Genomic DNA, 20,601 nt, shown 5'->3' with positions numbered 1-20,601 from the left:
ACCCTCAGCCGAGCCCGCCGACGCGGAGCGTGATGTTCAGCCGCCCGGTCAGCCCGAGTCCCCGGGGCGCCGTACCCGGCAGGACCTTCGGCACCCCGTGGTAGGCCAGACGGCTCGGACCTCCGAAGACGAACAGGTCACCGCTGCGCAGCTCCACGTCCCGGTACGGGCGTCCGCGCCCGGCCGGGGTGCCGAAGCGGAAGACGCAGGTGTCGCCGAGGCTCAGCGAGACGACCGGTGCAGCGGACTTCTCGTCGGAGTCGCGGTGCATGCCCATCCGGGAGTCGGCGCCATAGAAGTTGATCAGCGCGATGTCGTACGCCGCCCCGGCCCCGGGCTCCCCCGGACCCGACGGCAGGTGCGGCTCCCCCGGTTGCCGCGGGCCCTGCGGACCGTCCCCGTACGCGGCGGCCACCGCTTCCCGCCCCAGTGCGGCGAGCCAGGGCGGCATCGGCTTGACCGGCTCCCCGTCGCCGTCCACGGCGGTCCGGGCGTAGCCGTACGGGTACCAGTGCAGTCCGAGGCAGACCTGCCGGGCGGTCATCGCGCCGCCGCCGGGGGTGTGGACCGTGCGCAGGCCGGCCGGTGGCCGGGCCCATGCGCGGCAGGCCGCCAGCAACTCCCGCTGCCGGCCGGGCCCGAGCCAGTCGGGCACGTGCACGGCGCCGGGGGCGATCAGGGTCCGCTCGCGCGGGAAGAGTTCCCCGTCCATCCCTCCATTGTGGCGGACCTGCTCTGACAGACTCCCCCCATGGAGATCAACGACTTCGTCAAGGCCCTGGAGCACGAGGGCGGGCTGCTCGCGGACGCGGCCGAACAGGCCGGCCCCGATGCCCTCGTACCCACCTGCCCGCAGTGGCGGATCGCGGACCTGCTGCGGCACACCGGCTCGGTGCACCGCTGGGCGGCGGGATACGTCGCCGGTGCGCAGTCGGAGCCGGGCCCCTTCCCGGACGCGCCGGAGCTGACCGGGGCGGAGCTGTTCGCGTGGTTCCGCGCGGGCCACGCCGATCTGGTGCGCACCCTGCAGGAGGCTCCGGCCGATGTGCAGTGTTGGACCTTCCTGCCGACGGCGCCGCCCTCGCCGCTGGCCTTCTGGGCCCGCCGCCAGGCCCACGAGACCGCCGTGCACCGGATGGACGCCGAGTCGGCGCTCGGCACGCTCTTCTCCCCGCTGGAGGCGCGTTTCGCGGAGGACGGGGTGGACGAGCTGCTGACGGGCTTCCACGCGCGGCCGCGCAGCCGCGTGCGGAGCCCGGAGCCCCGGGTGCTGCGGGTGCGGGCGGCCGACACCGGCGCGGCGTGGACCGTACACCTGTCGCCCGCGCCGGCCCGGACGGTCCTGGGCGACGCGGCCCCCGCGGACTGCGAGGTGACGGCCGAGGCGTCCTGGCTGTACGCCGCCCTGTGGAACCGGGTCCCGCTGGCGGGGCCGGCCGTCACGGGCGATACGGAGCTGGCCCGGCTGTGGACCGAGACGGCGGGCATCTGAAGCAGGGCGGACGGTCGGGGGCGGACGGCCGGGGCGGGGGCCCGCAGCCGGGGCCGGGACCCGGCCGGGGGTGCCGGATGTCGCGTGCGCTGGATAGGGTCGGCTGTCTCAAACGATCACGGGGGTAGTCGATGTCGGTTTCCACAGTGAGGTTCCGGAGCGCGGCGGTGCTCGCCGTCGCGCTGGCGGCGTTCGCGGTGTCCTGCAGCTCGGACGCGTCCGATCCGGCCACCGCAGCCTCGTCCTCAGCCGGGCCCGCGTCCGTGTCCTCGTCGGGATCGGCGCCCTCCGCGTCTCCCGACGCCCCGTCCGCGTCGGCGTCCCTGCCGCCGGAACTCGTCCGGGACGCCTTCGCAGGGCTCCAGGCCACCCTGAACGACTCCTGCACCCCGGGCAACTGCGCCTACTTCCTGGGCCGGGTCTACGACGAACTCCACCGGCTGGACCGCGCGATGAAAGCCGACGCCAAGGGCCCCGGTCATTTCCCCGAGCCGATCGCCCAGATCGCCGCGCTCGACAAGGAACTCGGCGGAGACCGCACCTTCGAGAACCTGAAGAAGCACCAGACGTCCCTGCTGGGCACCCGCGACAAGATCAACACCTGGATGCAGGGCCACCCGGACGACTACCGCTGACGCACGACGTGCGGCGCGCCCGCGGGTACCGGCGGGCGGGCGGGCCGCGCCGCTGCCAGAGCCTCATGGTCAGAGCGTCGTCGTCCGAACGTCGTTGTCAGAGCGTCGTTGTCAGAGCCGTCGTGCATGATCGGCCCCTGACGACCGCGACGGGGAGGCACCATGTCGATCACGAACGAGCAGGTGGCCGGGCACGCGTTCCTGCGCCCGCTGTACCGGGACCCGTACTTCCCCGATCAGGTCGTCGACCGCGGAAGGGCGGTCCTGCTGCGGCTGTGCGCGCGGATCGAGGCCGAACAACCGCCGGACCTGTCGGCCCTGTACCCGCTCACCCAGGCCGCGACGGAGGAGTTCAACCTCCTGGACACCGAGTTCGAGGCGGTCGGGAGCGGGATCGAGACGACGGCGCGTGAGGCGATCGCCGAGGACTTCTGGTTCGTGGCGTCGGCGTACGGCTTCCCGGACGCGGACCTGGAGGAACTGATCGCCAACCGCGACTGGTGAAGCGGACCCCCGCGACGACCCGTCGGGCGGCATCCACCGGCCGCGGGGCAGCGGCGGCCGCCCGTACGCGGCCCGCGGGGCGCCCCGGCGCGGCCTTCGCGTCCCCGCTCACCTCGCGACCGTGGCCCCCGCTCACCCCGGGACCGCGGTCGAGGCGGTACTCGCGGCGGCGGCCCGTGCCGGGGGCCGTACGCCGAACCACTGCTCGGCGCCGAACTCCTCGAACCGGTCCGCCTCGGCGAACCCCAGCTTCGCCGCCAGGCGCATCGAGCGTACGTGGGCGGTCTGGGTGCAGAGCACCACCGGCTCGGTGGGAAGCGCGGCGTCACACCAGTCGAGGACCGCCGCGCAGGCCTCGGCGGCGTATCCGCGCCCCCACGCCTCGGGCAGCAGCAGGTAGCCGAGTTCGGCCTCGTCGGCCTCGGGACGGACGTGCCCCGGACGGGCCGCGTCGCGGCGGTCGAGCGAGACGGTGCCGATCATCGCCCCCGCCCGTTCGATCACGAAGACGCCGGGACGCCGGCCGGGAACCTCGGGAACCACCCGTTCCAGTTCCTCACGCGGTCGGGGGCCTCCGAGGTACGTGCGTACCTCCGGTGAGGCGAACAGCTCGATGAACACCGCCCGGTCGCGCGCCTCGGACGCGCGGAGCACGAGCCGCTCGGTCCGTAGCGGAACGGGCGGCCAGGCGACGGGGCCGACTGCGGTCATGCCCGGCAACCTACGGCAAGCCGTGGAGCACCAACGCGGCGCCATCACCCCTCGACTTCGGCTTCGGCTTCGGCTTCGACTTCGACTTCGGCGGTACCGCGCGGCATGCGACCCCCTTCGCGCGGTGCATCGGAGACCCTTATCCCAGGGTGGCGGCGTAGCTGGTCTGGGGGTGGTACTTCCAGGACGGGCCCGTGTTCCAGGGGTTGGGCATGCGTGCGCCCGTCGCGTAGGCGTAGCCCGCCCCGCGTTCGAAGGCGGTGCGCAGCGTGGTCTGCATCGCCTGGACGTCCGGGACTTCGTGGACCAGGTGCCAGAACGCCGTGCCGTCGGAGTCGAGTTCGGATCCGGCGCGGTATCCGGAGCGGTGGTCGAAGACGTTGCCGCCCAGCCAGCCGCCGGCGGTGTAGGCGGCGTAGGTGTCCTCGTAGGTGACGAAGACGTCCGCGGTGCGCCGGGCCGGGTCCAGGTAGCAGTCGGCTATGGCGGTGCCGGGGTTGTTGACCACCAGGTCGGGGGCGGCGGGGTCGACGGCGTCCATGCTGTCCTGGACGTAGCGGCGCAGGTCCGCGTAGAGGTCGCGGGTGGCGTTGCCCGGGCCGCAGTCGCGGCTGACGACGTCGAAGAAGATGCCGTCGACGTGCAGCCGGCCGTCGCGGGTCTTCAGGTAGTTGTCGACGGAGGTCCGTACGGCTGCGGGGTCGCGGTTGCCGTGGTCGGTGTGGACGTACCCGAGGACCTTGGTCCTCTCGCCGGTGGCGGTCGTGCCGCCGCGCAGGGCGTCGGCGCGGGCCTGCCAGGGTGCGTCGAACGGAGCGTCCCCGTTGCCGGGGTTGAGGACCACGATCGAGGCGGCGGGGCCGGTCGCGGTGAGGTCGCTCAGCATGTGGTCGTTCGCCCAGACGTAGGCGGGGACCGCGATCTCCAGCCCCCTTACGCCGGGCGCCCGCGGGACGGGAGGCACGCTGGGCGCCGGGGCCGGGGCGATCCGCCCGGTCTGCGGCCGTGACCGGTCCGACCGCTGCGCGTCACCGGCCGTCGCCTGATCCTCGCCACGGGCCGACGCCGTGACGGCAGGTGCCGGCGCGGCCAGCACGGCGGTGACCAGGATGGCGTAGAGAGCCTTGACGGCGCGGCGCATGAACGTTCCTCCGGCGGCGGCAGGGGGGCGACCCGAAGAACACTAGACGCGCTCTCCTCCCCGCAGGAGGGAACGCCTTCATCGCCCCGGGGAACAGGAGTACGACCTGGCGTCCCGTCAGGTGAATTTCCGCCAGGATGACGCGCAGGGACGACTCATGCGGCAGGAAGCCCCCGGCCCGCGCCGACTGGTCGCCGGCCCCTTGCCGGCATCGGTGTGGGCGCACGGCCCGGTCGGCCCCCGCGAGAGGCGGGCTGCCTGGCCCCGTGCCCACGCGGCCGTGCTCCGCGCGGCCGGCCCCGGCCCCCAACCCCTGCCCCTGCCCCCGGGGGAGGCCGGTCGCTACGGGGCCCGGCCGCGAGGCCCGTACCCCCGGGGTGTCCACGCACGGTGCGGCGGGGTGGGCGCCGGTTCGCAGCTCCGCGGGGCCGGGCCGCGGGTTTCGGTTACCTGCCGGTGCGGCCCGCCTGGCGGGCGTCCAGGAGGTGCAGGGCCTTGCGGGCCAGCGGGTAGGTGCGGACCATGTCCGCCAGGGTCGCCTTGCCGCGGGTGATCTGCGCGAAGGCCAGCCAGGCGGGACGCAGGCCGGTGATCGCCGCGTGCATGAGGCCGGGGCGGCTCTCGAAGGCGGTGAGCATCCGCTTGCCCACCGCCATCTCCACGCCCAGGCCGGCCTTGACGGCGAAGGCGTAGTTGAGGGCCTGGCGCCGGGCGTCGACCGCGTCCTGCGCCTCGGAGATCTTCACGGCCCACTCCCCCGCGAGCCGTCCCGAGCGCAGCGCGAAGGAGATGCCCTCGCGGGTCCACGGCTCCAGGAGTCCGGCCGCGTCTCCCGCGACCAGTACGCGGCCCCGCGAGAGCGGGGAGTCCGGCGTGCGGCAGCGGGTCAGGTGCCCGGAGGAGACGGCCGCCTCGAAGCCGGCGAGTCCCAGCGCGGCGATGAAGTCGTCCAGATAGCGCTTGGTGGCCGCGCCTTCGCCCTTCGCCGAGATCACCCCGACGGTCAGGGTGTCCCCCTTGGGGAAGACCCAGCCGTAACTGCCGGGCAGGGGGCCCCAGTCGATGAGCACCCGGCCCTTCCAGTCCTCCGCGACCGTCGCCGGTACCGGGATCTCCGCTTCCAGGCCCAGGTCCACCTGGTCCATCTCGACCCCGACGTGCGCGCCGATCCGGCTGGCGCTGCCGTCCGCACCGACCACGGCGCGGGCCAGGACGGTCTCCCCGTCGGCGAGCACCACGGCGACGGTGCGCCGGTCCGGCACGGCGGCGCCGTGCTGCTCGACCCGGGCGACGGCGGTGCCGGTGCGCACGGTCGCGCCCGCCTTCTCGGCCTCCTCGACCAGTCCGGCGTCGAACTCCGCCCGGTTGATCAGCCCGAACAGCATCTGCCGGGAGCGCCGGGTGCGGGCCAGTCTGCCGTTGAGCGAGAAGGTGACCGCGTGGATGCGGTCCTTCAGCGGCAGGACGAAGCCCGGTGGGAGGGCGTCGCGCGAGGGACCGATGATGCCGCCGCCGCAGGTCTTGTAGCGGGGCAGGGCGGCCTTCTCCAAGAGCAGCACGCGCCGCCCCGCCGTGGCTGCGGCGTGCGCGGCCGAGGCGCCGGCCGGTCCGGCCCCGACCACGACCACGTCCCAGACCTCGCCGGCCCCGCCTGCCGTCCCGTCGCCCGCACCCTGCTCAGCCGGGCCGCCCTGCCCGCCGTGCTCGTCCTGCTCGCCGTGCTCGTCCTGCTCGTCCTGCTCGCCCAGCGCGCCCGATTCCCCACCCGGCGCCGTGCCCGGCCCCGTGGCCGATGCCCGGTCTGAGTCCTCGCCCGTGCCTGCGCCCGTGCCTGCGTCGCGTCCGTCGTCGCTGCTCACGATGTGCTGCTGCTCCTGATCACCCGTTGCTCCGATGCCGGGGAAATCCTACGGCGCGCGTCCGCCTCGTCCTGCTGTGCGAGGATCGGGACTGACTTTCGCCTGCCCGGCGCACGCGTACCACGCGGATGCGGGCGGCGTACACATACGACAACGTCGCACCCAAGAGGAGCGTGCCCATGTCCCAGAACCCGATCGCCGAGACCATCGCCTCGATGATGCCCCGCGCCAAGCAGGAGCTCACCGAGCTGGTGGCTTTCCAGTCGGTCGCGGACTGGGCACAGTTCCCCAGGAGCGAGAGCGAGGCCGCGGCCGGCTGGGTCGCCGACGCGCTGCGCGCCGAGGGGTTCCAGGACGTCGCACTGCTCGACACCCCGGACGGCACCCAGTCGGTGTACGGCTTCCTGCCGGGCCCCCAGGGTGCGCCGACGGTGCTGCTGTACGCGCACTACGACGTGCAGCCGCCCCTGGACGACGCCGCCTGGATCTCCCCCGCGTTCGAGCTGACCGAACGCGACGGCCGCTGGTACGGGCGCGGTTCGGCCGACTGCAAGGGCGGGTTCATCATGCACCTGCTCGCCCTGCGCGCGTTGAAGGCCAACGGGGGCGTGCCGGTGAGCGTGAAGGTGATCGTCGAGGGCTCCGAGGAGCAGGGCACCGGCGGCCTCCAGCAGTACGCCGAGGCGCACCCCGAGCTGCTGGCCGCGGACACCGTCGTGATCGGCGATGCGGGCAACTTCCGTCTGGGCCTGCCGACGGTGACGGCCACCCTGCGCGGGATGACCCTGCTCAAGGTGAAGATCGACACGCTGGGCGGCAACCTGCACTCCGGCATGTTCGGCGGAGCCGCCCCGGACGCCCTGGCCGCGCTGATCCGCGTCCTGGACTCGCTGCGCGCGGCGGACGGCTCCACCACGGTGGACGGGCTGGCCTCGGACGCGGTGTGGGAGGGGCTGCAGTACCCGGAGGAGGACTTCCGCGCCGATGCGCGGGTGCTGGACGGGGTCGAGCTGATCGGTGAGGGTACCGTCGCCGACCGGCTGTGGGCCCGTCCCGCGGTGACCGTGCTGGGCATCGACTGCCCGCCGGTGGTCGGGGCCACGCCGTCCGTGCACGCGAGCGCGGGTGCGCTGATCAGCCTGCGCGTGCCGCCGGGCGTGGACACCACGGAGGCGATCAAGCTGCTGGAGGCGCACATGGTGGCCCACACCCCGTGGAAGGCGCGCCTGGAGCTGGAGGTCGTCGGCCAGGGCCAGCCTTTCCAGGCGGACACGGACAGCCCGGCGTACGCGTCGATGGCCGCGGCCATGCGGGTGGCCTACCCCGGCCAGGAGATGCAGGTCAGCGGGATGGGCGGGTCGATTCCGCTGTGCAACACGCTGACGTCGCTGTACCCGGACGCCGAGATGCTGCTGATCGGCCTGAGCGAGCCGGAGGCGCAGATCCACGCGGTGAACGAGAGCGTCTCGCCGCAGGAGCTGGAGCGCCTGTCGGTCGCCGAGGCCCACTTCCTCGTCAACTACGCGGAGTCCAAGCGCGGCTGACCGCGCGGGCCAGCGATTCGCCCGGGGCGCACGGCGCCCCGGGCGTCTGCGCCTCGGGCGTCTGCGCCTCGGGCGTCTGCGTCTGGGGCGCACCGCGCCTCGGGCGCACTGGCGTTCCAAGCACCGCCTCTCGGGAGCACTGGCCCTCCCGGGCATACCGCCTCTAGGCGCACTGGCCCTCCCGGGCATACCGCCTGTCGGGCGTACTGGCCTTCCCGGGCGTACCGCGCCTCGGGCGCACTGACGCTCCAGGCATACCGCGCCTCAGGCGCACTGGCCCTCCAAGCGCACCGCCTCGCGGGCGCACTGACGCTCCAGGCATACCGCGCCTCAGGCGCACTGACGCTCCAGGCATACGACGCCTCAGCCGCACTGGCCCTCCAGACGCACCGCGCCTCAGGCGCACTGGCGTACTGCGCCGACGGCGAAGTCGCCTGCCCGGGGCGGGCCCTGCTGCATAGCGTCGGCGTCATGGATCTCGTGGAAGTTCTCCCGCAGCGGCTGCACATGCTCCGCTTCCCCATCGGCCAGGCGTACCTCTGGCAGGACGGCGGGGCCCTGACCCTGGTCGACTCGGGCCACGCCGGGGCCGCCGACGAGATCGAGGGGGCGATACGGTCCCTCGGGCTGCTGCCCGCACGGCTGGAGCGGATCGTCCTGACCCACTGCCACCGCGACCACGTCGGCTCGGCCGGTGAGCTCTCGGCCCGGCGGGACGCGCAGATCCTGGCGCACCGGCTCGACGCACCCGTGGTCCGCGGGGAGCTGCCGGTACCCGACCCCGTGCTGTCCGACTGGAAACTCCCCGTGTGGGAGCGCGGGTTGACCGTTCCGGCGGCCCCGCCGACCCCCGTCCACCGGGAGGTGGAGGACGGTGAGGAGCTCGGTTTCGGCGACGGCGCGTACGTCGTGCATGCGCCGGGGCACACGGACGGCAGCATCGGTATCCATCTCCCGCGCCACGGGGTGCTGTTCACGGGTGACTGCGCCGCGGCCGTGGGACCCGTGATGCTCGGTGTGTTCAACGTGGATCCCGGCCGGGCGCTCGCGTCCTTCCGGCGGCTGGCGGCGCTGGCGCCCTCGGTGGCCTGTTTCGGCCACGGCGACCCCCTGACGGTGGACACGGCCGCCGCACTGGCCGCGGCAGCAGCCGCGTCCGACCCCTCCGTGCCCCCGTCGGCGACGCCCCAGGCCGACTGACCGGGGCCACAGCCCCCTGGGTCCGGGTCCGGCCCGCCCGCGCCCCCGCCCCCTGCTGCCGGTCAGCCGACCGGGGTGCCGACCGGGGTGCCCGCCTCCAGGTACAGGGGGCGGCCCTGCTCGCGGGCGCGCAGGGCCCAGCGCAGGCGGGCGTAGCGGTGCCGCGGGAGGAGGCCGGCGGCCTCGGCCTCCGTGACGAAGCGCCAAGCGCGCAGTTCGGGTCCGGGGAGGCGGAGCCGGGCCGCGGCGCCTTCGGGGAGGCGGCCGCCGTCGAAGAGCAGGCGCAGGCCACCGTAGCCGGGGGGCTGCGGGGTCTCCCAGTCGACGACCAGCAGGTGCGGCACGCTCTCCAGGACGAGACCCAGTTCCTCGGCGACCTCCCGCACCCCCGCGCGCGCCGGGGCCTCGCCCGCCTCGACGACGCCGCCGGGGAACTCCCAGTCGGGTTTGTACGTGGGGTCCACGAGCAGCACCCGGTCCTGTTCGTCGAAGAGCAGGACCCCGGCCGCCACGGTCTCGCGGGTCGGTTCGGGTGTCTGGACGATGTCGCAGACCGCGGCCCGGTCGGTGCGGACGGCTTCGGCGATGCGCTCGGCGGTTTCGCGGGGGGTCAGGCCGCCGTTGTCGATGACGTGCGCGTCGGCGGTGAGCCAGCCCAGCGCCTGCCGGTAGGCGGGGAGGTGGTCGGAGGCCCACTGCCGCACGTTGAGGTCCGCCTCCTGGGGGGCGCCGGGTTCCTGACGGGCGGCAATGCGCTGCCGCAGGATCGTTTCCTCAGGGGCCAGCAGCACGTGCCGCACCGCGATCCGGCGGGCGGCCAGTGCGCCGAAGATCTCGTCCCGGTGGTCCTGCCTCAGCAGGGTCATCGGTACGACGAGCACCCCGCCCACTTCGGCGAGCAGCGCCGCGGCCGTGTCCACCACGAGGCGGCGCCAGCCCGGCAGGTCCCGGTAGTCGCCGACCTCGGCCATGCGCTTGCGCGGGAGCAGCGCCCGCAGCGCGTCGCCGACGGACTCCGGGTCGAACAGGGTGCTGTCCGGGAGGATTCCGGTCAGTTCGCGGGCCGTGCTGGTCTTCCCGGCGCTGAAGGTGCCGTTGATCCAGACAATCACGTCTACCCCTCTCCCCATGGCTCGTCCGGAGCCCCCCATGGCTTGCCCGCCTCACCCTGCCACGGAAACCCCACTATCAGCCGAGTGCTTATCCTCAAGGTCAGAGCCGTGCCAGATCCCCCGGAGGTTTCCCCGCCGTGCCCCAGAGCCGCCGCCCGTCCGAGCCCCGCTACGGCAACCGGCCGACCATGAAGGACGTGGCGGCCCGGGCCGGCGTCGGCCTGAAGACGGTGTCGCGGGTGGTCAACGGCGAGCCCGGGGTCACTGCCGACACGGAACGGCGGGTCCAAGAGGCCATCGACGCCCTGGGGTTCCGCCGCAACGACAGCGCGCGCGTGCTGCGCAAGGGCCGTACCGCCACCGTGGGGCTGGTCCTGGAGGATCTCGCCGACCCGTTCTACGGGCCGCTGAACCGGGCCGTCGAGGAGGTGGCGCGGGCGCACGGCGCCCTGCTCATCAACGGCTCCAGCGCCGAGGACCCGGCCCGGGAAAGGGAGTTGGCGCTGGCCCTGTGCGCCCGCCGGGTGGACGGGCTGATCGTGATCCCGGCCGGGGACGACCACCGCTATCTGGAGCCGGAGATGCGGGCGGGCGTGGCGACGGTGTTCGTGGACCGGCCCGCCGGTCGGATCGACGCGGACGTGGTGCTGTCGGACAGTTTCGGCGGAGCCCGCGACGGGGTGGCGCACCTGATCGCCGGCGGCCACCGCCGGATCGGCTTCATCGGCGACCATCCGCGCATCCACACGGCGACGGAGCGGCTGCGCGGCTACCGGGCGGCGATGGCGGACGCGGGGCTCGCGGTGGCCGGATCCTGGGTGTCGCTGGGCTCGACGGACCCGGGCCGGGTCTCGGTGGCCGCCGCGGACATGCTGTCCGGCCCGGAGCCGGTGACCGCGGTCTTCGCAGGCAACAACCGGGTGACGGTCACCCTGGTACGGGTCCTGGCCTCCCGGGAGCGTGCGGTGGCGCTGGTGGGCTTCGACGACTTCGAGCTCGCGGACCTGTTGCGTCCAGGGGTCACGGTCGTGGCCCAGGACGCGGCGGCGCTGGGCCGGGTGGCGACGGACCGGCTGTTCCGGCGGCTCGCGGGAGCCGACCTCCCGGCGGCCCGTATCGAGCTGCCGACCCGGCTGATCCCCCGCGGCTCCGGGGAGTTCCCGCCCGCCCCCTGACCCCGCGGGCTGCCCGTGCTGCGCCAGACGGCCCACCTTCGGGTGCGCGCGCGGTGCCCTTCTTCCAGGCTGAGTCCCGTCCCTCCGGTGTGCGTCCCACACCCGCCCGGAGGCGGCACGGGCCCCCCACCACGCGGGGCCCGCCAGGACGAGAAGGGATGTCCCATGTTCAAGCCGGTGCTCCTCACCGGATCGGCGACGGTCCTGCTGCTCACCGCGTTCGCCCCACCGGCCGGGGCGGCTGCGCCCGCGCCCGCGCCGCCCGGTCAGATCACGGTGGACGTCGCCACCGTCAACGGTTCGGGCTGCCGTCCCGGCAGCGCGGCCGTCGCCGTCGCACCGGACAACACGGCCTTCACCGTGACCTACAGCGAGTACATCGCCCAGGCCGGCGGGAGCGTCGCCGCGGTCGACGGCCGCAAGAACTGCCTGCTGTCCCTGGTCGTGAACGTCCCGCAGGGCTTCACGTACGCGGTCAGCAAGGTCGACTACCGGGGCTTCGGCAGCCTGCAGCCCGGCGCCGTCGGCACGCAGAAGGCCAGCTACTACTTCCAGGGCATGAGCCAGACCGCCTACCGGACGCACCAGTTCCGCGGTGCGCTCGACGACAACTGGCAGGCGACCGACGAAACGGGGATCGAAGCCCTGGTCTTCGCGCCGTGCGGGGAGAAGCGGAACTTCAACATCAACACCGAGCTGCGCGCGGAGGTCGGCACCTCCGACCCGGCGAGGACCAGCTTCATGGCGCTCGACTCCACGGACGGCAGCTTCAACAGCAAGTACCACTTCTCGTGGAAGCAGTGCCCGGCGCGCTGAGCCGCGGTGCCCGGCCGGGTCCGCCCGGCCGCGCACGACGAAGGGCGTACGCTCCGCCGCGCGGCGGGGCGTACGCCCTTCGGGTGTTCCGGCGGTCAGCTGCCGGCCTTCAGGGTGGCCGAGCGGCGCGGGATCGCGAAGGCGTCCAGCTCGGCGCGGGTCAGGCCGGTCAGGGAGGTGACCTCCTCGGCGCCGACGGCTCCGCAGTCCAGGCCGCGCACCAGGTAGCCGGCGAGCGCCTTGGCGGTGGCCGGCTCGTCCATCACGTCGCCCTCGATCTTGGCGACGTACGCCTTGAGGCGGCCGGCGGCGGCTTCCAGACCCTCGCGGTAGAAGGTGAAGACGGCGGCGTAGCGGGTCGGCAGGTGCGCCGGGTGCATGTCCCAGCCCTGGTAGTACGCACGGGCCAGGGCGCGGCGGGTGAGGCCGTAGTGCAGCTTCCAGGCCTCGTGGACGTGCTCGGTGGTGCCGATGGGCAGCACGTTGGTCGAGCCGTCGGAGACGCGTACGCCGGTGCCCGCGGCCGCGACCTGCATGACGGCCTTGGCGTGGTCGGCGGCGGGGTGGTCGCTCGACTGGTAGGCGGCGGAGACGCCGACGCAGGCGCTGTAGTCGAAGGTGCCGTAGTGCAGGCCGGTGGCGCGGCCCTTCGACGCCTCGATCATGCGGGCGACGGTGGCGGTGCCGTCGGAGGCGACGATGGACTGGCTGGTCTCGATCTGGATCTCGAAGCCGATCCGGCCGGGGCGCAGGCCGCGGGCGCGCTCGAAGGCTTCGAGCAGCGTGACGAAGGCGCTGACCTGCTCGGCGTAGGTGACCTTGGGGAGGGTCAGGACGAGGCCCTCGGGGAGGCCGCCGTTCGCGAGCAGGCCGGACAGGAAGATGTCGGTGGTGCGGATGCCGCGGTCGCGGACGTTGGACTCCATGCACTTCATGCGGATGCCCATGTACGGGGCGTTGGTGCCGTTGGAGAAGGCCTCGGAGACGAGGCGGGCGGCGCGGGCGGCGGCCTGGTCCTCCTCCTCGTCGGAGCGGACGCCGAAACCGTCCTCGAAGTCGACGCGGAGGTCCTCGACGGGCTCGGAGGCCAGCTTGGCCCGGACCCGGTCGTAGACGGGTACGGCCAGTTCGTCGGAGATGCCGAGGACCTTGGCGAAGGTGGCGGCGTCCGGAGCGTGCTCGTCGAGCGCGGCCAGGGCCTGGTCGCCCCAGGAGCGGATGGTGTCCGCGGCAAAGACGTCACCGGGCACGTAGACCGTGTGGATGGGCTGGCGGGTGCCGGGGTCGCCAGGGTAGTGGCGCGCGAGTTCTGCGTCCACCGGCGCCAGGGAGGCGCTGATGCCTTCGCTGACCGCGCCTGCGAGGCTCGTCGCCACCTTCTCCTGCTGACCCATCGTGCACTCTCCTCTTTTCCGCTTCACGGAAGCTTAGATCCGCATTGCAGAATTTAGTCACGGGGTTCCGCTCCGTCAATGGTCCCTCCCTCCTGACGGGCAAACGACTCGGGGCCGCGCGGTGAGAATCACCACACGGCCCCGGAGGCACAGAGATACGCAGGTCAAGCCGATACGGCGGATCGGTGGGGATCCGCCGGGCGGCGGACTAGCCCTTGCGCGCCTTGATCTCCTCGGTCAGCTGCGGGACGACGGCGAACAGGTCGCCGACGACGCCGTAGTCGACGAGGTCGAAGATCGGCGCCTCGGCGTCCTTGTTGACGGCGACGATGGTCTTCGAGGTCTGCATGCCGGCCCGGTGCTGGATCGCGCCCGAGATGCCCGAGGCGATGTACAGCTGCGGGGAGACCGACTTGCCGGTCTGGCCGACCTGGTTGGAGTGCGGGTACCAGCCGGCGTCGACCGCGGCGCGCGAGGCGCCGACCGCGGCACCGAGGGAGTCCGCGAGGGCCTCGATGACGTGGAAGTTCTCGGCGCCGTTGACGCCGCGGCCACCGGAGACCACGATCGCGGCCTCGGTCAGCTCGGGGCGGCCCGTCGACTCGCGCGGGGTGCGGGAGACGACCTTGGTGCCGGTCGCCAGGGCGCCGAAGGTGACGGCGAGGGCCTCGACGGCGCCCGCGGCCGGGGCGGCCTCCACCGGAGCCGAGTTCGGCTTGACGGTGATGACCGGAGTGCCCTTGGAGACACGGGACTTGGTGGTGAAGGAAGCGGCGAAGGCGGACTGCGTCGCGACCGGGCCCTCCTCACCGGCCTCCAGGTCGGTGGCGTCGGTGATGATGCCGGAGCCGATGCGCAGCGCGAGGCGCGCGGCGATCTCCTTGCCCTCGGCGGAGGAGGGCACGAGCACGGCGGCGAGGGAGCCGGCGGCGGACACGGACTCGTACGCGGCCTGGAGCGCGTCCACCTTCGGTACCACGAGGTACTCGGTGAACTCGGGGGCGTCGGCGGTCAGGACCTTGACGGCGCCGTGCTCGGCGAGCACGGCCGCGGTGTCGGCGGCGCCGGCGCCCAGGGCGACGGCGACGGGCTCGCCGATGCGGCGGGCCAGCGTCAGCAGCTCAAGGGTGGGCTTGCGGACGGCGCCGTCCACGTGGTCGACATAGACGAGAACTTCAGCCATGGGACTGCTCTCCTGCGATTGCGAAGTGTCTGGGGGCTTGAGAGGGGTTGGCCGAAGCTCAGATGAACTTCTGGCCGGCCAGGAACTCGGCCAGCTGCTTGCCGCCGTCGCCCTCGTCCTTGACGATCGTGCCGGCGGTGCGGGCCGGGCGCTGCGCCGCGGAGTCCACCGCGGTCCAGGAGCCCTCCAGGCCGACCTCGTCGGACTCGATCTCCAGCTCCTCCAGGTCCCAGGACTCGACCGGCTTCTTCTTGGCGGCCATGATGCCCTTGAAGGAGGGGTAGCGGGCCTCGCCCGACTGGTCTGTCACCGAGACGAGCGCCGGGAGGGAGGCCTCCAGCTGCTCGCTCGCGGTGTCGCCGTCGCGGCGGCCGGTCACGGTGCCGTCCTCGACCTTGACCTCGGAGAGCAGGGTGACCTGCGGGACGCCCAGGCGCTCGGCCAGGATCGCCGGGAGCACGCCCATGGCGGCGTCGGTCGACGCCATGCCGGTGATGACCAGGTCGTAGCCGGCCTTCTCGATCGCCTTGGCGAGCACCAGCGAGGTGCCCATGACGTCGGTGCCGTGCAGGTCGTCGTCCTCGACGTGGATGGCCTTGTCGGCGCCCATGGAGAGCGCCTTGCGCAGCGCGTCCTTGGCGTCCTCGGGGCCCACCGTCAGGACGGTGACCTCGGCGTCGTCGGCCTCTTCGGCGATCTGCAGCGCCTGCTCGACGGCGTACTCGTCGAGCTCCGACAGCAGGCCGTCGACGTCGTCACGGTTGACGGTCAAGTCCTCGGTGAACTGCCGGTCGCCGGTGGCGTCGGGCACGTACTTCACACAGACAACGATCCTCAGGCTCACGCCGGCTCTCCTACCGCATCGTCATTTCTGGTACCGCCTTGTGAAGGCAGCATAGGCGCCATGTGGGGCGGATCCCGGTCGGGGCGGCCCGCGCTCCGAAGGGAATGTTACTCGTCAGTACACATCGGGTCCCACCGAGGGGCAAGGCCGGTGAACTGTGACCTTGCCAACGCCGGACGGACCCGCTCCACCCGGCACGAATCAGTCGCGCAACGCGTTGAAGCGTCCCTGGTGGTACAGCAGCGGGCGGCCCGCTCCCGCGGGGTCCCCCGCCACCGCCTCTCCGATGATCACCCGGTGCTCCCCCGCAGGTACCCGCGTCACCACGCGGCACACCAGCCACGCCAGCACGCCGTCCAGCACCGGGACTCCGTACGGGCCCGGGGTGTGGGCCGTGGCCGGCCCGAACCGGTCGGCTCCGCTACGGGCGAACAGGCCGGCCAGCTCCTCCTGGTGCTCCCCCAGTATGTGGACGCCGAGGTACTCGGAGTCCCGGATCGCGGGCCAGCTGGAGGCCCCGGTCCCGATGGTGAACGACAGCAGCGGCGGGTCGGCGGACACCGAGTTGAGCGAGGTGGCGGTGAAGCCCACCGGACGGCCCGCGTCCTGGGCCGTGATCACCGCGACCCCGGCGGCGTGCCGCCGGAACACGGAGCGCAGGAGGTCGGGCGAGCCGGGCCGGCCGGCACGGGGGCGGGGCAACGGGGCCGGAGGGACCGTCGGAACCGTCGGGACCGTCATGGGGAAACTTCCTTACTGCCACGGAGGGCGGGCGCTGGCGGGAGGGGGTCGGGGCGTTCAGTGCCCCGGACAGCGCGCGCTCGCGTGCCGGACGAGGTCCACGTGGACCCGCCCGTGGAGCAGGAGTTCATACCGCATGCGGCCAGCCTCGCGATGTCCCGTGTACCCAGTCAAGCGAGAAGGGGCAGATGTCAGGTGCGTCACGCTGCGTGCGGGAGTGCCCACGAGCGCCGCGGGGCTCCGGCGCCCCCGATCGGAAGCCCGTCCTCCTGCACTCCTGATGCTGCTGACATTCCCGCCGCTCCTGCGCCCGTGCACCCCCGCGCTCACACCGCGGCGCCCAGGGCGGCGATGACGTCCGCCTTCCGCGGCATGCCGGCGGCTCGCCGGACGATCCGCCCCGCCCCGTCCAGGACGAGCACCGTCGGGGTCTTCTCGATGCCGAGGGCCCGGACGAGGCCGAGGTGGCGCTCGGCGTCGACCTCGATGTGCGCGACCCCCTCCACCATCGCCGCCACCTCCGCGAGGATCCGCCGCGTGGCGCGGCACGGCTGGCAGAAGGCACTGGAAAACTGCACCAGGCTGGCCCGCGGACCGGGCTGCGCACCCAGTTCGGCGGCCCCCAGCCGGATCTCCCCGTCGTCCTGTCCGCGCACCCGTACTCCAGTCGTCGTCACCCTGTTCCCACCCGTCCCACACCGTTCTCGGCAGGCACCTCTCTGCGGAGCGCCGCGTGCTTGCCCCGCATTCCCTGCGTGACGAGAATCTCCCTGGGTACGGTCATCTGGGCTGGCCAGCAGCCCGCGTATGGGGCACCATCCCCATGGTTGCGTAACCTACGCTGCCGTAACTTCCGGCCGGGAGAACCTCCCCAGGCAGAAAGCGGGGTCTCCCCACCATGGCTGAGCTCGTCTACCCTCCGGTGATCGGTGCCGCGCACGGTCTCTTCCGCGCGCTGGACGTCCGCATCGACATGAAGGGGACCGAGAACATCCCGCGCACGGGCGGGGCGGTCCTGGTGTCGAACCACATCGGCTATCTCGACTTCATCTTCGCCGGGCTCACCGCCCGGCCGCAGAAGCGCCTGGTGCGCTTCATGGCGAAGGAGTCCGTGTTCCGCCACAAGGTGTCCGGACCGCTGATGCGCGCCATGAAGCACATCCCGGTGGACCGCAAGCAGGGTGAGACGGCCTACCAGCACGCCCTGGACTCGCTGCGGGCGGGCGAGATCATCGGGGTCTTCCCCGAAGCCACCATCTCCCAGTCCTTCACGCTCAAGAGCTTCAAGTCGGGCGCGGCGCGCATGGCCCAGGAGGCCGGTGTGCCGCTGATCCCGGTGGCCCTGTGGGGCACCCAGCGGCTGTGGACCAAGGGCCGGCCGAAGAACCTCAAGCGCAGCCACATCCCGGTGACGATGCGGGTGGGCGAGCCGGTGGAGGCTCCGGCCGACCAGTACGCGGGAGCCATCACGCGCCGGCTGCGCGAGCGCGTGCAGGAACTGCTCGACGCGGCGCAGCGCGCGTACCCGGAGAAGCCCCGCAGCGCCGAGGACTCCTGGTGGCTGCCGGCCCACCTGGGCGGTACCGCGCCGACGGCCGCCGAGGTCCGCGAGGCGGGCTGAACCGCCCATCGCAGCGTGGTTCCCCGGCCCGGCTGCGGGGCGCCTTCCCCCGGGTGCTCCTGCGGAGGTCCTTCCCGGAACCCGGGCCCCGGGCCGAGGCCCCTTGCGCCGCAGCGCGCGGGAACGGGACCCGGGTCGTGCGGCACGATCGCGGGCCGCGCCGCGCGGCCCGTCCGCGTCGCCCCTCTCAGCCGGCCGCGTCCGCCCGCTTGCGGCGGCGGTGGGCGGCGACCCGGGCGCGTGTCGCGCAGGTGGTGGAGCAGTACCGGCGCGCGCTGCCCGGGCCGGTGGCGAGGAAGATCCGGCCGCACCCCCCGGCGGGACAGGCCCCCCAGACGATCCGGCCGTACTCGGTGAGGAGTTGGGCCAGCGCGAGGGCCCCGGCGGCCAGGAACCAGTCGCCCCAGCCCGCCCCGTCCCCCCGATCCACGTGCAGGTGCCAGGCCCTGCCGTCGTGCCGGGTCAGCCGGGGCCGGGTGGCGTGGGCGGCGAAGAGGCCGTTGAGGGCCTCGGCGGCCCGGTCCTCGTCGGGCTCGGCCAGCAGGGCCGCCATCCTCCCGGCCGCGGCGCGCAGGTCCGCGGCGTCCGCCTCGCCGAAGGCCTCCTCGGCGAGGTCGTCCGGGTGCTCCCCGTGCCGGGCCAGCAGCTCCACGAGGGCCGCGCGCGACAGGCCCGGGTCCGCACGCACGGCCTCGGCCAGGTCGAACAGGCGCCGGCCGGCCGAGAAGCCCGCCCCGGGGTCCGCCATCCCTGAATCCTTCCGCCTCACACCTGTATCGCGTAACGTCTTGTCCACTTATCACGTTACACGGCGGCTGGGGGGTCCGATGGGCGGGTTCTGGCGGTACCTGGCGGCGGCGCTAGCTGCCCGGTTCGCCTCGGAGGGCATGGGCATGGCCGTGGTGCTGCTCGCCCTGGAGCGGACCGGAAGCGCGGCGCACGGGGCGTTCCTGCTGACGGCCTGGCTGGCCCCGCACGTACTGGCGGCCCCGCTGGCTGGTGCGGCCGCGGCCCGGACCCGCCGCCCGCGGCTGTTCCACGTGGGCGCCCTGGCCGGTTTCACCGCCGCCGTGGCCGCACTGTCCCTGCTGCTGGGGCGGGCTCCGGTGGCGCTGGTGGCCGTGGTGGCGGTCCTCGGCGGGTCCTGCGGGCCCATGGTCACCGGCGGGCTGTCCAGCCTGGTCGCCGGCCTGGTGCCGGAGGGACCCCGGCGGGACAGGGCCTACGGCTGGGACGCCTCCACGTACAACGCCGCGGCGGTCACCGCGCCGGCGGTGGTCGGCCTGGTCGCCGCCCTGGCCTCCGCCGCCCCCGCGATGGCGGTCCTGGCCGCCTCCGGCGCGCTCGCCGCGGCGCTGGCGGCCGGCCTGCCGTACGAGCAGCGGGGGCCGCAGGTGCGGACCCGCGGGCCCGCGGCCGGTTCCGGCCTGACGGCCGGGCTCCGCGCCCTGTGGCAGGTCCGGGAGCTGCGGGCCGTCACGGCGGCCACCACGCTGGCCTTCGTCGGGATCGGCTCGCTCACCACCACCTCGGTCCTGCTCGCCGCGGACCTCGGCAGCCCGGGTGCCGGAGGCGTGCTGGTGACGGCCTTCGCGGTGGGGGCGCTGGCGGGTTCGCTGACGCTGGGGCGGATGACCTCGGTGCCGCCGGGCCGCCTCGTGCAGTGGGCGCTGGCCGGGACGGGGGCCGCGCTGGCCGCGGCGGCGGCGGGCCCGTCCGTGGCCGTCACGGCGGCGCTGTTCCTGGTGGCGGGGGTCTGCGACGGGCCGCTGCTGACGGCCACGCTGCGCATCCGCTCCGACTACGCGCCCGCGCAGGCCCGTACGCAGGTCTTCACCCTGGGCGCCGGGCTCAAACTGACGGCGGCCTCGGCCGGCGCGGCCCTGGTGGGGTTCGCGGCCGGCGCGCCCCCGCGGGTGCTGCTGGCCGGGATCGCCGCGCTCCAGCTGGCCGCGGCCCTGCTGCACGTGCTGGTGGCACGGCCGGGTTCGCCGCCGCAGGGCCCTACAGGGCCGTCGGCAGCGTCCGCCACAGTTCCGGCCGGTCGGCGGAGCCGCGGAGGGCGGTGAGGACGCCCGGGTGCGGGGCGGCGTACAGCACGGGGTGGTCGACCTCCCCCAGTTCCGGGCGTACGGGAAAGGCCAGCTGCTCTCGGTCGAGACGGAACTGCGCGTCCACGCCGGGCTTGTTGCCGCGGGGGTCCTGGCGCGACCACCGGGCGCTCCCGGGCAGCCGCAGGGCGATCAGCCCGTGCAGGAGGTGCCCGGTCCCGTCGTCCTCGGCGAGGCGCTGGTAGCACAGGGCCGTGGGGATGCCGCGGGCCCGCAACAGGGCGGCCAGCGCGTGGGACTTGGCGTGGCAGATGCCGGTCCGGGCGGCGAGCACGTCGGAGGCGCGCCAGACGACGCGCAGGTCGCCGGAGTCCGCCGAGTGGGGCACGGTGTCACGGACGAACGCGAAGGCGACCCGTGCGTAGGCCTCGGCATCGCCGTCCGCGGCGGCCCACAGGGCGTCGGCGGTCTCCTGCACCAGCGGATGGCCGTGGTCGATGGCCTCGTCGGCCGCCAGATAGCGGGCGAGGCCGGGATGCTCCTGGATCAGTTCCATGATCCAGGAGCATACCTATGCA

Annotated in this window: 21 protein-coding genes; 9 read left to right on the top strand and 12 right to left on the bottom strand. The window is 73.8% G+C overall.

Features of this window, described 5'->3' with window-relative positions:
• Positions 1 to 4: 4 nt before the first annotated feature.
• Positions 5 to 712, bottom strand: a complete 708-nt coding sequence (locus tag ACLJTM_RS07695; RefSeq protein WP_411102663.1) for an alpha-ketoglutarate-dependent dioxygenase AlkB family protein — start codon at positions 710 to 712, stop codon at positions 5 to 7.
• Positions 713 to 751: 39 nt separating this feature from the next.
• Here ACLJTM_RS07695 and ACLJTM_RS07690 point away from each other — a divergent pair, with 39 nt between their 5' ends.
• From ACLJTM_RS07690 to ACLJTM_RS07680, 3 genes are all read left to right on the top strand, one after another.
• Complete coding sequence (locus tag ACLJTM_RS07690) at positions 752 to 1,492, top strand: maleylpyruvate isomerase family mycothiol-dependent enzyme (RefSeq protein WP_411102662.1); 741 nt, start codon at positions 752 to 754, stop codon at positions 1,490 to 1,492.
• Between the two features lie 146 nt (positions 1,493 to 1,638).
• The gene (locus tag ACLJTM_RS07685) at positions 1,639 to 2,127 is read left to right on the top strand and encodes a hypothetical protein (protein ID WP_411102661.1); all 489 of its coding nucleotides are present in this window, start codon (positions 1,639 to 1,641) and stop codon (positions 2,125 to 2,127) included.
• Positions 2,128 to 2,289: 162 nt separating this feature from the next.
• Positions 2,290 to 2,631 (top strand): DUF5713 family protein, encoded by a 342-nt coding sequence (locus tag ACLJTM_RS07680; protein WP_411102660.1) that lies wholly within the window; start codon positions 2,290 to 2,292, stop codon positions 2,629 to 2,631.
• 132 nt (positions 2,632 to 2,763) lie between these two features.
• Here the strand turns inward: ACLJTM_RS07680 and ACLJTM_RS07675 are convergent, their stop codons facing one another.
• The 3 genes from ACLJTM_RS07675 to ACLJTM_RS07665 form a co-directional block, all read right to left on the bottom strand.
• Positions 2,764 to 3,342, bottom strand: a complete 579-nt coding sequence (locus ACLJTM_RS07675) for a GNAT family N-acetyltransferase (protein ID WP_411102659.1) — start codon at positions 3,340 to 3,342, stop codon at positions 2,764 to 2,766.
• Positions 3,343 to 3,481: 139 nt separating this feature from the next.
• The gene (locus ACLJTM_RS07670; RefSeq protein WP_411102658.1) at positions 3,482 to 4,483 is read right to left on the bottom strand and encodes a spherulation-specific family 4 protein; all 1,002 of its coding nucleotides are present in this window, start codon (positions 4,481 to 4,483) and stop codon (positions 3,482 to 3,484) included.
• Between the two features lie 446 nt (positions 4,484 to 4,929).
• Entirely contained in the window at positions 4,930 to 6,111 is a 1,182-nt protein-coding gene (locus ACLJTM_RS07665; protein WP_411103265.1) for a geranylgeranyl reductase family protein, read from the bottom strand.
• A gap of 410 nt (positions 6,112 to 6,521) precedes the next feature.
• On the opposite strand from ACLJTM_RS07665, the gene ACLJTM_RS07660 reads away from it, so the two are divergent.
• Positions 6,522 to 7,886, top strand: coding sequence for a dipeptidase (locus tag ACLJTM_RS07660; protein ID WP_411102657.1), 1,365 nt, complete (start codon positions 6,522 to 6,524; stop codon positions 7,884 to 7,886).
• A 471-nt stretch (positions 7,887 to 8,357) separates the two neighbouring features.
• The gene (locus ACLJTM_RS07655) at positions 8,358 to 9,086 is read left to right on the top strand and encodes an MBL fold metallo-hydrolase (protein ID WP_411102656.1); all 729 of its coding nucleotides are present in this window, start codon (positions 8,358 to 8,360) and stop codon (positions 9,084 to 9,086) included.
• A gap of 62 nt (positions 9,087 to 9,148) precedes the next feature.
• Here ACLJTM_RS07655 and ACLJTM_RS07650 read toward each other — a convergent pair whose 3' ends face one another.
• Positions 9,149 to 10,198 (bottom strand): NUDIX domain-containing protein, encoded by a 1,050-nt coding sequence (locus tag ACLJTM_RS07650; protein ID WP_411102655.1) that lies wholly within the window; start codon positions 10,196 to 10,198, stop codon positions 9,149 to 9,151.
• Positions 10,199 to 10,386: 188 nt separating this feature from the next.
• On the opposite strand from ACLJTM_RS07650, the gene ACLJTM_RS07645 reads away from it, so the two are divergent.
• Together ACLJTM_RS07645 and ACLJTM_RS07640 are read left to right on the top strand one after the other, a co-directional pair.
• Entirely contained in the window at positions 10,387 to 11,373 is a 987-nt protein-coding gene (locus ACLJTM_RS07645) for a LacI family DNA-binding transcriptional regulator (protein ID WP_411103264.1), read from the top strand.
• 165 nt (positions 11,374 to 11,538) lie between these two features.
• The gene (locus tag ACLJTM_RS07640; protein WP_411102654.1) at positions 11,539 to 12,189 is read left to right on the top strand and encodes a DUF4360 domain-containing protein; all 651 of its coding nucleotides are present in this window, start codon (positions 11,539 to 11,541) and stop codon (positions 12,187 to 12,189) included.
• 95 nt (positions 12,190 to 12,284) lie between these two features.
• On the opposite strand, the gene ACLJTM_RS07635 is transcribed toward ACLJTM_RS07640, so the two are convergent.
• The 5 genes from ACLJTM_RS07635 to ACLJTM_RS07615 form a co-directional block, all read right to left on the bottom strand.
• Positions 12,285 to 13,583 carry a DUF6986 family protein gene (locus ACLJTM_RS07635; protein ID WP_411102653.1) on the bottom strand — a complete coding sequence of 433 codons (1,299 nt, stop codon included), beginning with the start codon at positions 13,581 to 13,583 and terminating at the stop codon, positions 12,285 to 12,287.
• Positions 13,584 to 13,791: 208 nt separating this feature from the next.
• Positions 13,792 to 14,766: an electron transfer flavoprotein subunit alpha/FixB family protein gene (locus ACLJTM_RS07630; protein ID WP_411102652.1), complete on the bottom strand. Its 975-nt coding sequence runs from the start codon at positions 14,764 to 14,766 to the stop codon at positions 13,792 to 13,794.
• 58 nt (positions 14,767 to 14,824) lie between these two features.
• On the bottom strand, positions 14,825 to 15,610 hold the full coding sequence (locus ACLJTM_RS07625; protein WP_411102651.1) for an electron transfer flavoprotein subunit beta/FixA family protein: 786 nt from the start codon (positions 15,608 to 15,610) through the stop codon (positions 14,825 to 14,827).
• 201 nt (positions 15,611 to 15,811) lie between these two features.
• Positions 15,812 to 16,351, bottom strand: a complete 540-nt coding sequence (locus tag ACLJTM_RS07620; RefSeq protein ID WP_411102650.1) for a flavin reductase family protein — start codon at positions 16,349 to 16,351, stop codon at positions 15,812 to 15,814.
• Between the two features lie 326 nt (positions 16,352 to 16,677).
• Positions 16,678 to 17,028, bottom strand: a complete 351-nt coding sequence (locus ACLJTM_RS07615; RefSeq protein ID WP_411102649.1) for a thioredoxin family protein — start codon at positions 17,026 to 17,028, stop codon at positions 16,678 to 16,680.
• A 221-nt stretch (positions 17,029 to 17,249) separates the two neighbouring features.
• On the opposite strand from ACLJTM_RS07615, the gene ACLJTM_RS07610 reads away from it, so the two are divergent.
• Complete coding sequence (locus tag ACLJTM_RS07610) at positions 17,250 to 17,972, top strand: lysophospholipid acyltransferase family protein (RefSeq protein ID WP_411102648.1); 723 nt, start codon at positions 17,250 to 17,252, stop codon at positions 17,970 to 17,972.
• A gap of 187 nt (positions 17,973 to 18,159) precedes the next feature.
• Here the strand turns inward: ACLJTM_RS07610 and ACLJTM_RS07605 are convergent, their stop codons facing one another.
• A complete protein-coding gene (locus ACLJTM_RS07605) occupies positions 18,160 to 18,720 on the bottom strand; it encodes a CGNR zinc finger domain-containing protein (protein WP_411102647.1) in 561 nt (186 codons plus the stop codon).
• Between the two features lie 79 nt (positions 18,721 to 18,799).
• On the opposite strand from ACLJTM_RS07605, the gene ACLJTM_RS07600 reads away from it, so the two are divergent.
• Positions 18,800 to 20,041 (top strand): MFS transporter, encoded by a 1,242-nt coding sequence (locus tag ACLJTM_RS07600; RefSeq protein ID WP_411102646.1) that lies wholly within the window; start codon positions 18,800 to 18,802, stop codon positions 20,039 to 20,041.
• Here the strand turns inward: ACLJTM_RS07600 and ACLJTM_RS07595 are convergent.
• The gene (locus ACLJTM_RS07595; protein WP_411102645.1) at positions 19,977 to 20,579 is read right to left on the bottom strand and encodes a transglutaminase-like domain-containing protein; all 603 of its coding nucleotides are present in this window, start codon (positions 20,577 to 20,579) and stop codon (positions 19,977 to 19,979) included. The two genes, ACLJTM_RS07600 and ACLJTM_RS07595, sit on opposite strands and share 65 nt — an antisense overlap.
• Positions 20,580 to 20,601: the final 22 nt, after the last annotated feature.

It is taken from the genome of Streptomyces sp. cmx-4-9 (genome assembly GCF_046548835.1).
Classification (GTDB): domain Bacteria; phylum Actinomycetota; class Actinomycetes; order Streptomycetales; family Streptomycetaceae; genus Streptomyces.
The sequence above is the reverse complement of the archived record's forward strand: the minus strand, read 5'-3'. Positions and strand labels throughout refer to the sequence as shown.

Excerpts from the sequence above, each read along its gene's own strand:
- ACLJTM_RS07620 (WP_411102650.1), bottom strand. The coding sequence starts at position 16,351 with ATGACGGTCCCGACGGTTCCGACGGTCCCTCCGGCCCCGTTGCCCCGC.
- ACLJTM_RS07595 (WP_411102645.1), bottom strand. The coding sequence starts at position 20,579 with ATGGAACTGATCCAGGAGCATCCCGGCCTCGCCCGCTATCTGGCGGCC.
- ACLJTM_RS07670 (WP_411102658.1), bottom strand. The coding sequence starts at position 4,483 with ATGCGCCGCGCCGTCAAGGCTCTCTACGCCATCCTGGTCACCGCCGTG.
- ACLJTM_RS07675 (WP_411102659.1), bottom strand. The coding sequence starts at position 3,342 with ATGACCGCAGTCGGCCCCGTCGCCTGGCCGCCCGTTCCGCTACGGACC.
- ACLJTM_RS07660 (WP_411102657.1), top strand. The coding sequence starts at position 6,522 with ATGTCCCAGAACCCGATCGCCGAGACCATCGCCTCGATGATGCCCCGC.
- ACLJTM_RS07645 (WP_411103264.1), top strand. The coding sequence starts at position 10,387 with ATGAAGGACGTGGCGGCCCGGGCCGGCGTCGGCCTGAAGACGGTGTCG.
- ACLJTM_RS07635 (WP_411102653.1), bottom strand. The coding sequence starts at position 13,583 with ATGGGTCAGCAGGAGAAGGTGGCGACGAGCCTCGCAGGCGCGGTCAGC.
- ACLJTM_RS07680 (WP_411102660.1), top strand. The coding sequence starts at position 2,290 with ATGTCGATCACGAACGAGCAGGTGGCCGGGCACGCGTTCCTGCGCCCG.
- ACLJTM_RS07690 (WP_411102662.1), top strand. The coding sequence starts at position 752 with ATGGAGATCAACGACTTCGTCAAGGCCCTGGAGCACGAGGGCGGGCTG.
- ACLJTM_RS07640 (WP_411102654.1), top strand. The coding sequence starts at position 11,539 with ATGTTCAAGCCGGTGCTCCTCACCGGATCGGCGACGGTCCTGCTGCTC.
- ACLJTM_RS07695 (WP_411102663.1), bottom strand. The coding sequence starts at position 712 with ATGGACGGGGAACTCTTCCCGCGCGAGCGGACCCTGATCGCCCCCGGC.
- ACLJTM_RS07600 (WP_411102646.1), top strand. The coding sequence starts at position 18,800 with ATGGGCGGGTTCTGGCGGTACCTGGCGGCGGCGCTAGCTGCCCGGTTC.
- ACLJTM_RS07605 (WP_411102647.1), bottom strand. The coding sequence starts at position 18,720 with ATGGCGGACCCCGGGGCGGGCTTCTCGGCCGGCCGGCGCCTGTTCGAC.
- ACLJTM_RS07610 (WP_411102648.1), top strand. The coding sequence starts at position 17,250 with ATGGCTGAGCTCGTCTACCCTCCGGTGATCGGTGCCGCGCACGGTCTC.
- ACLJTM_RS07630 (WP_411102652.1), bottom strand. The coding sequence starts at position 14,766 with ATGGCTGAAGTTCTCGTCTATGTCGACCACGTGGACGGCGCCGTCCGC.
- ACLJTM_RS07655 (WP_411102656.1), top strand. The coding sequence starts at position 8,358 with ATGGATCTCGTGGAAGTTCTCCCGCAGCGGCTGCACATGCTCCGCTTC.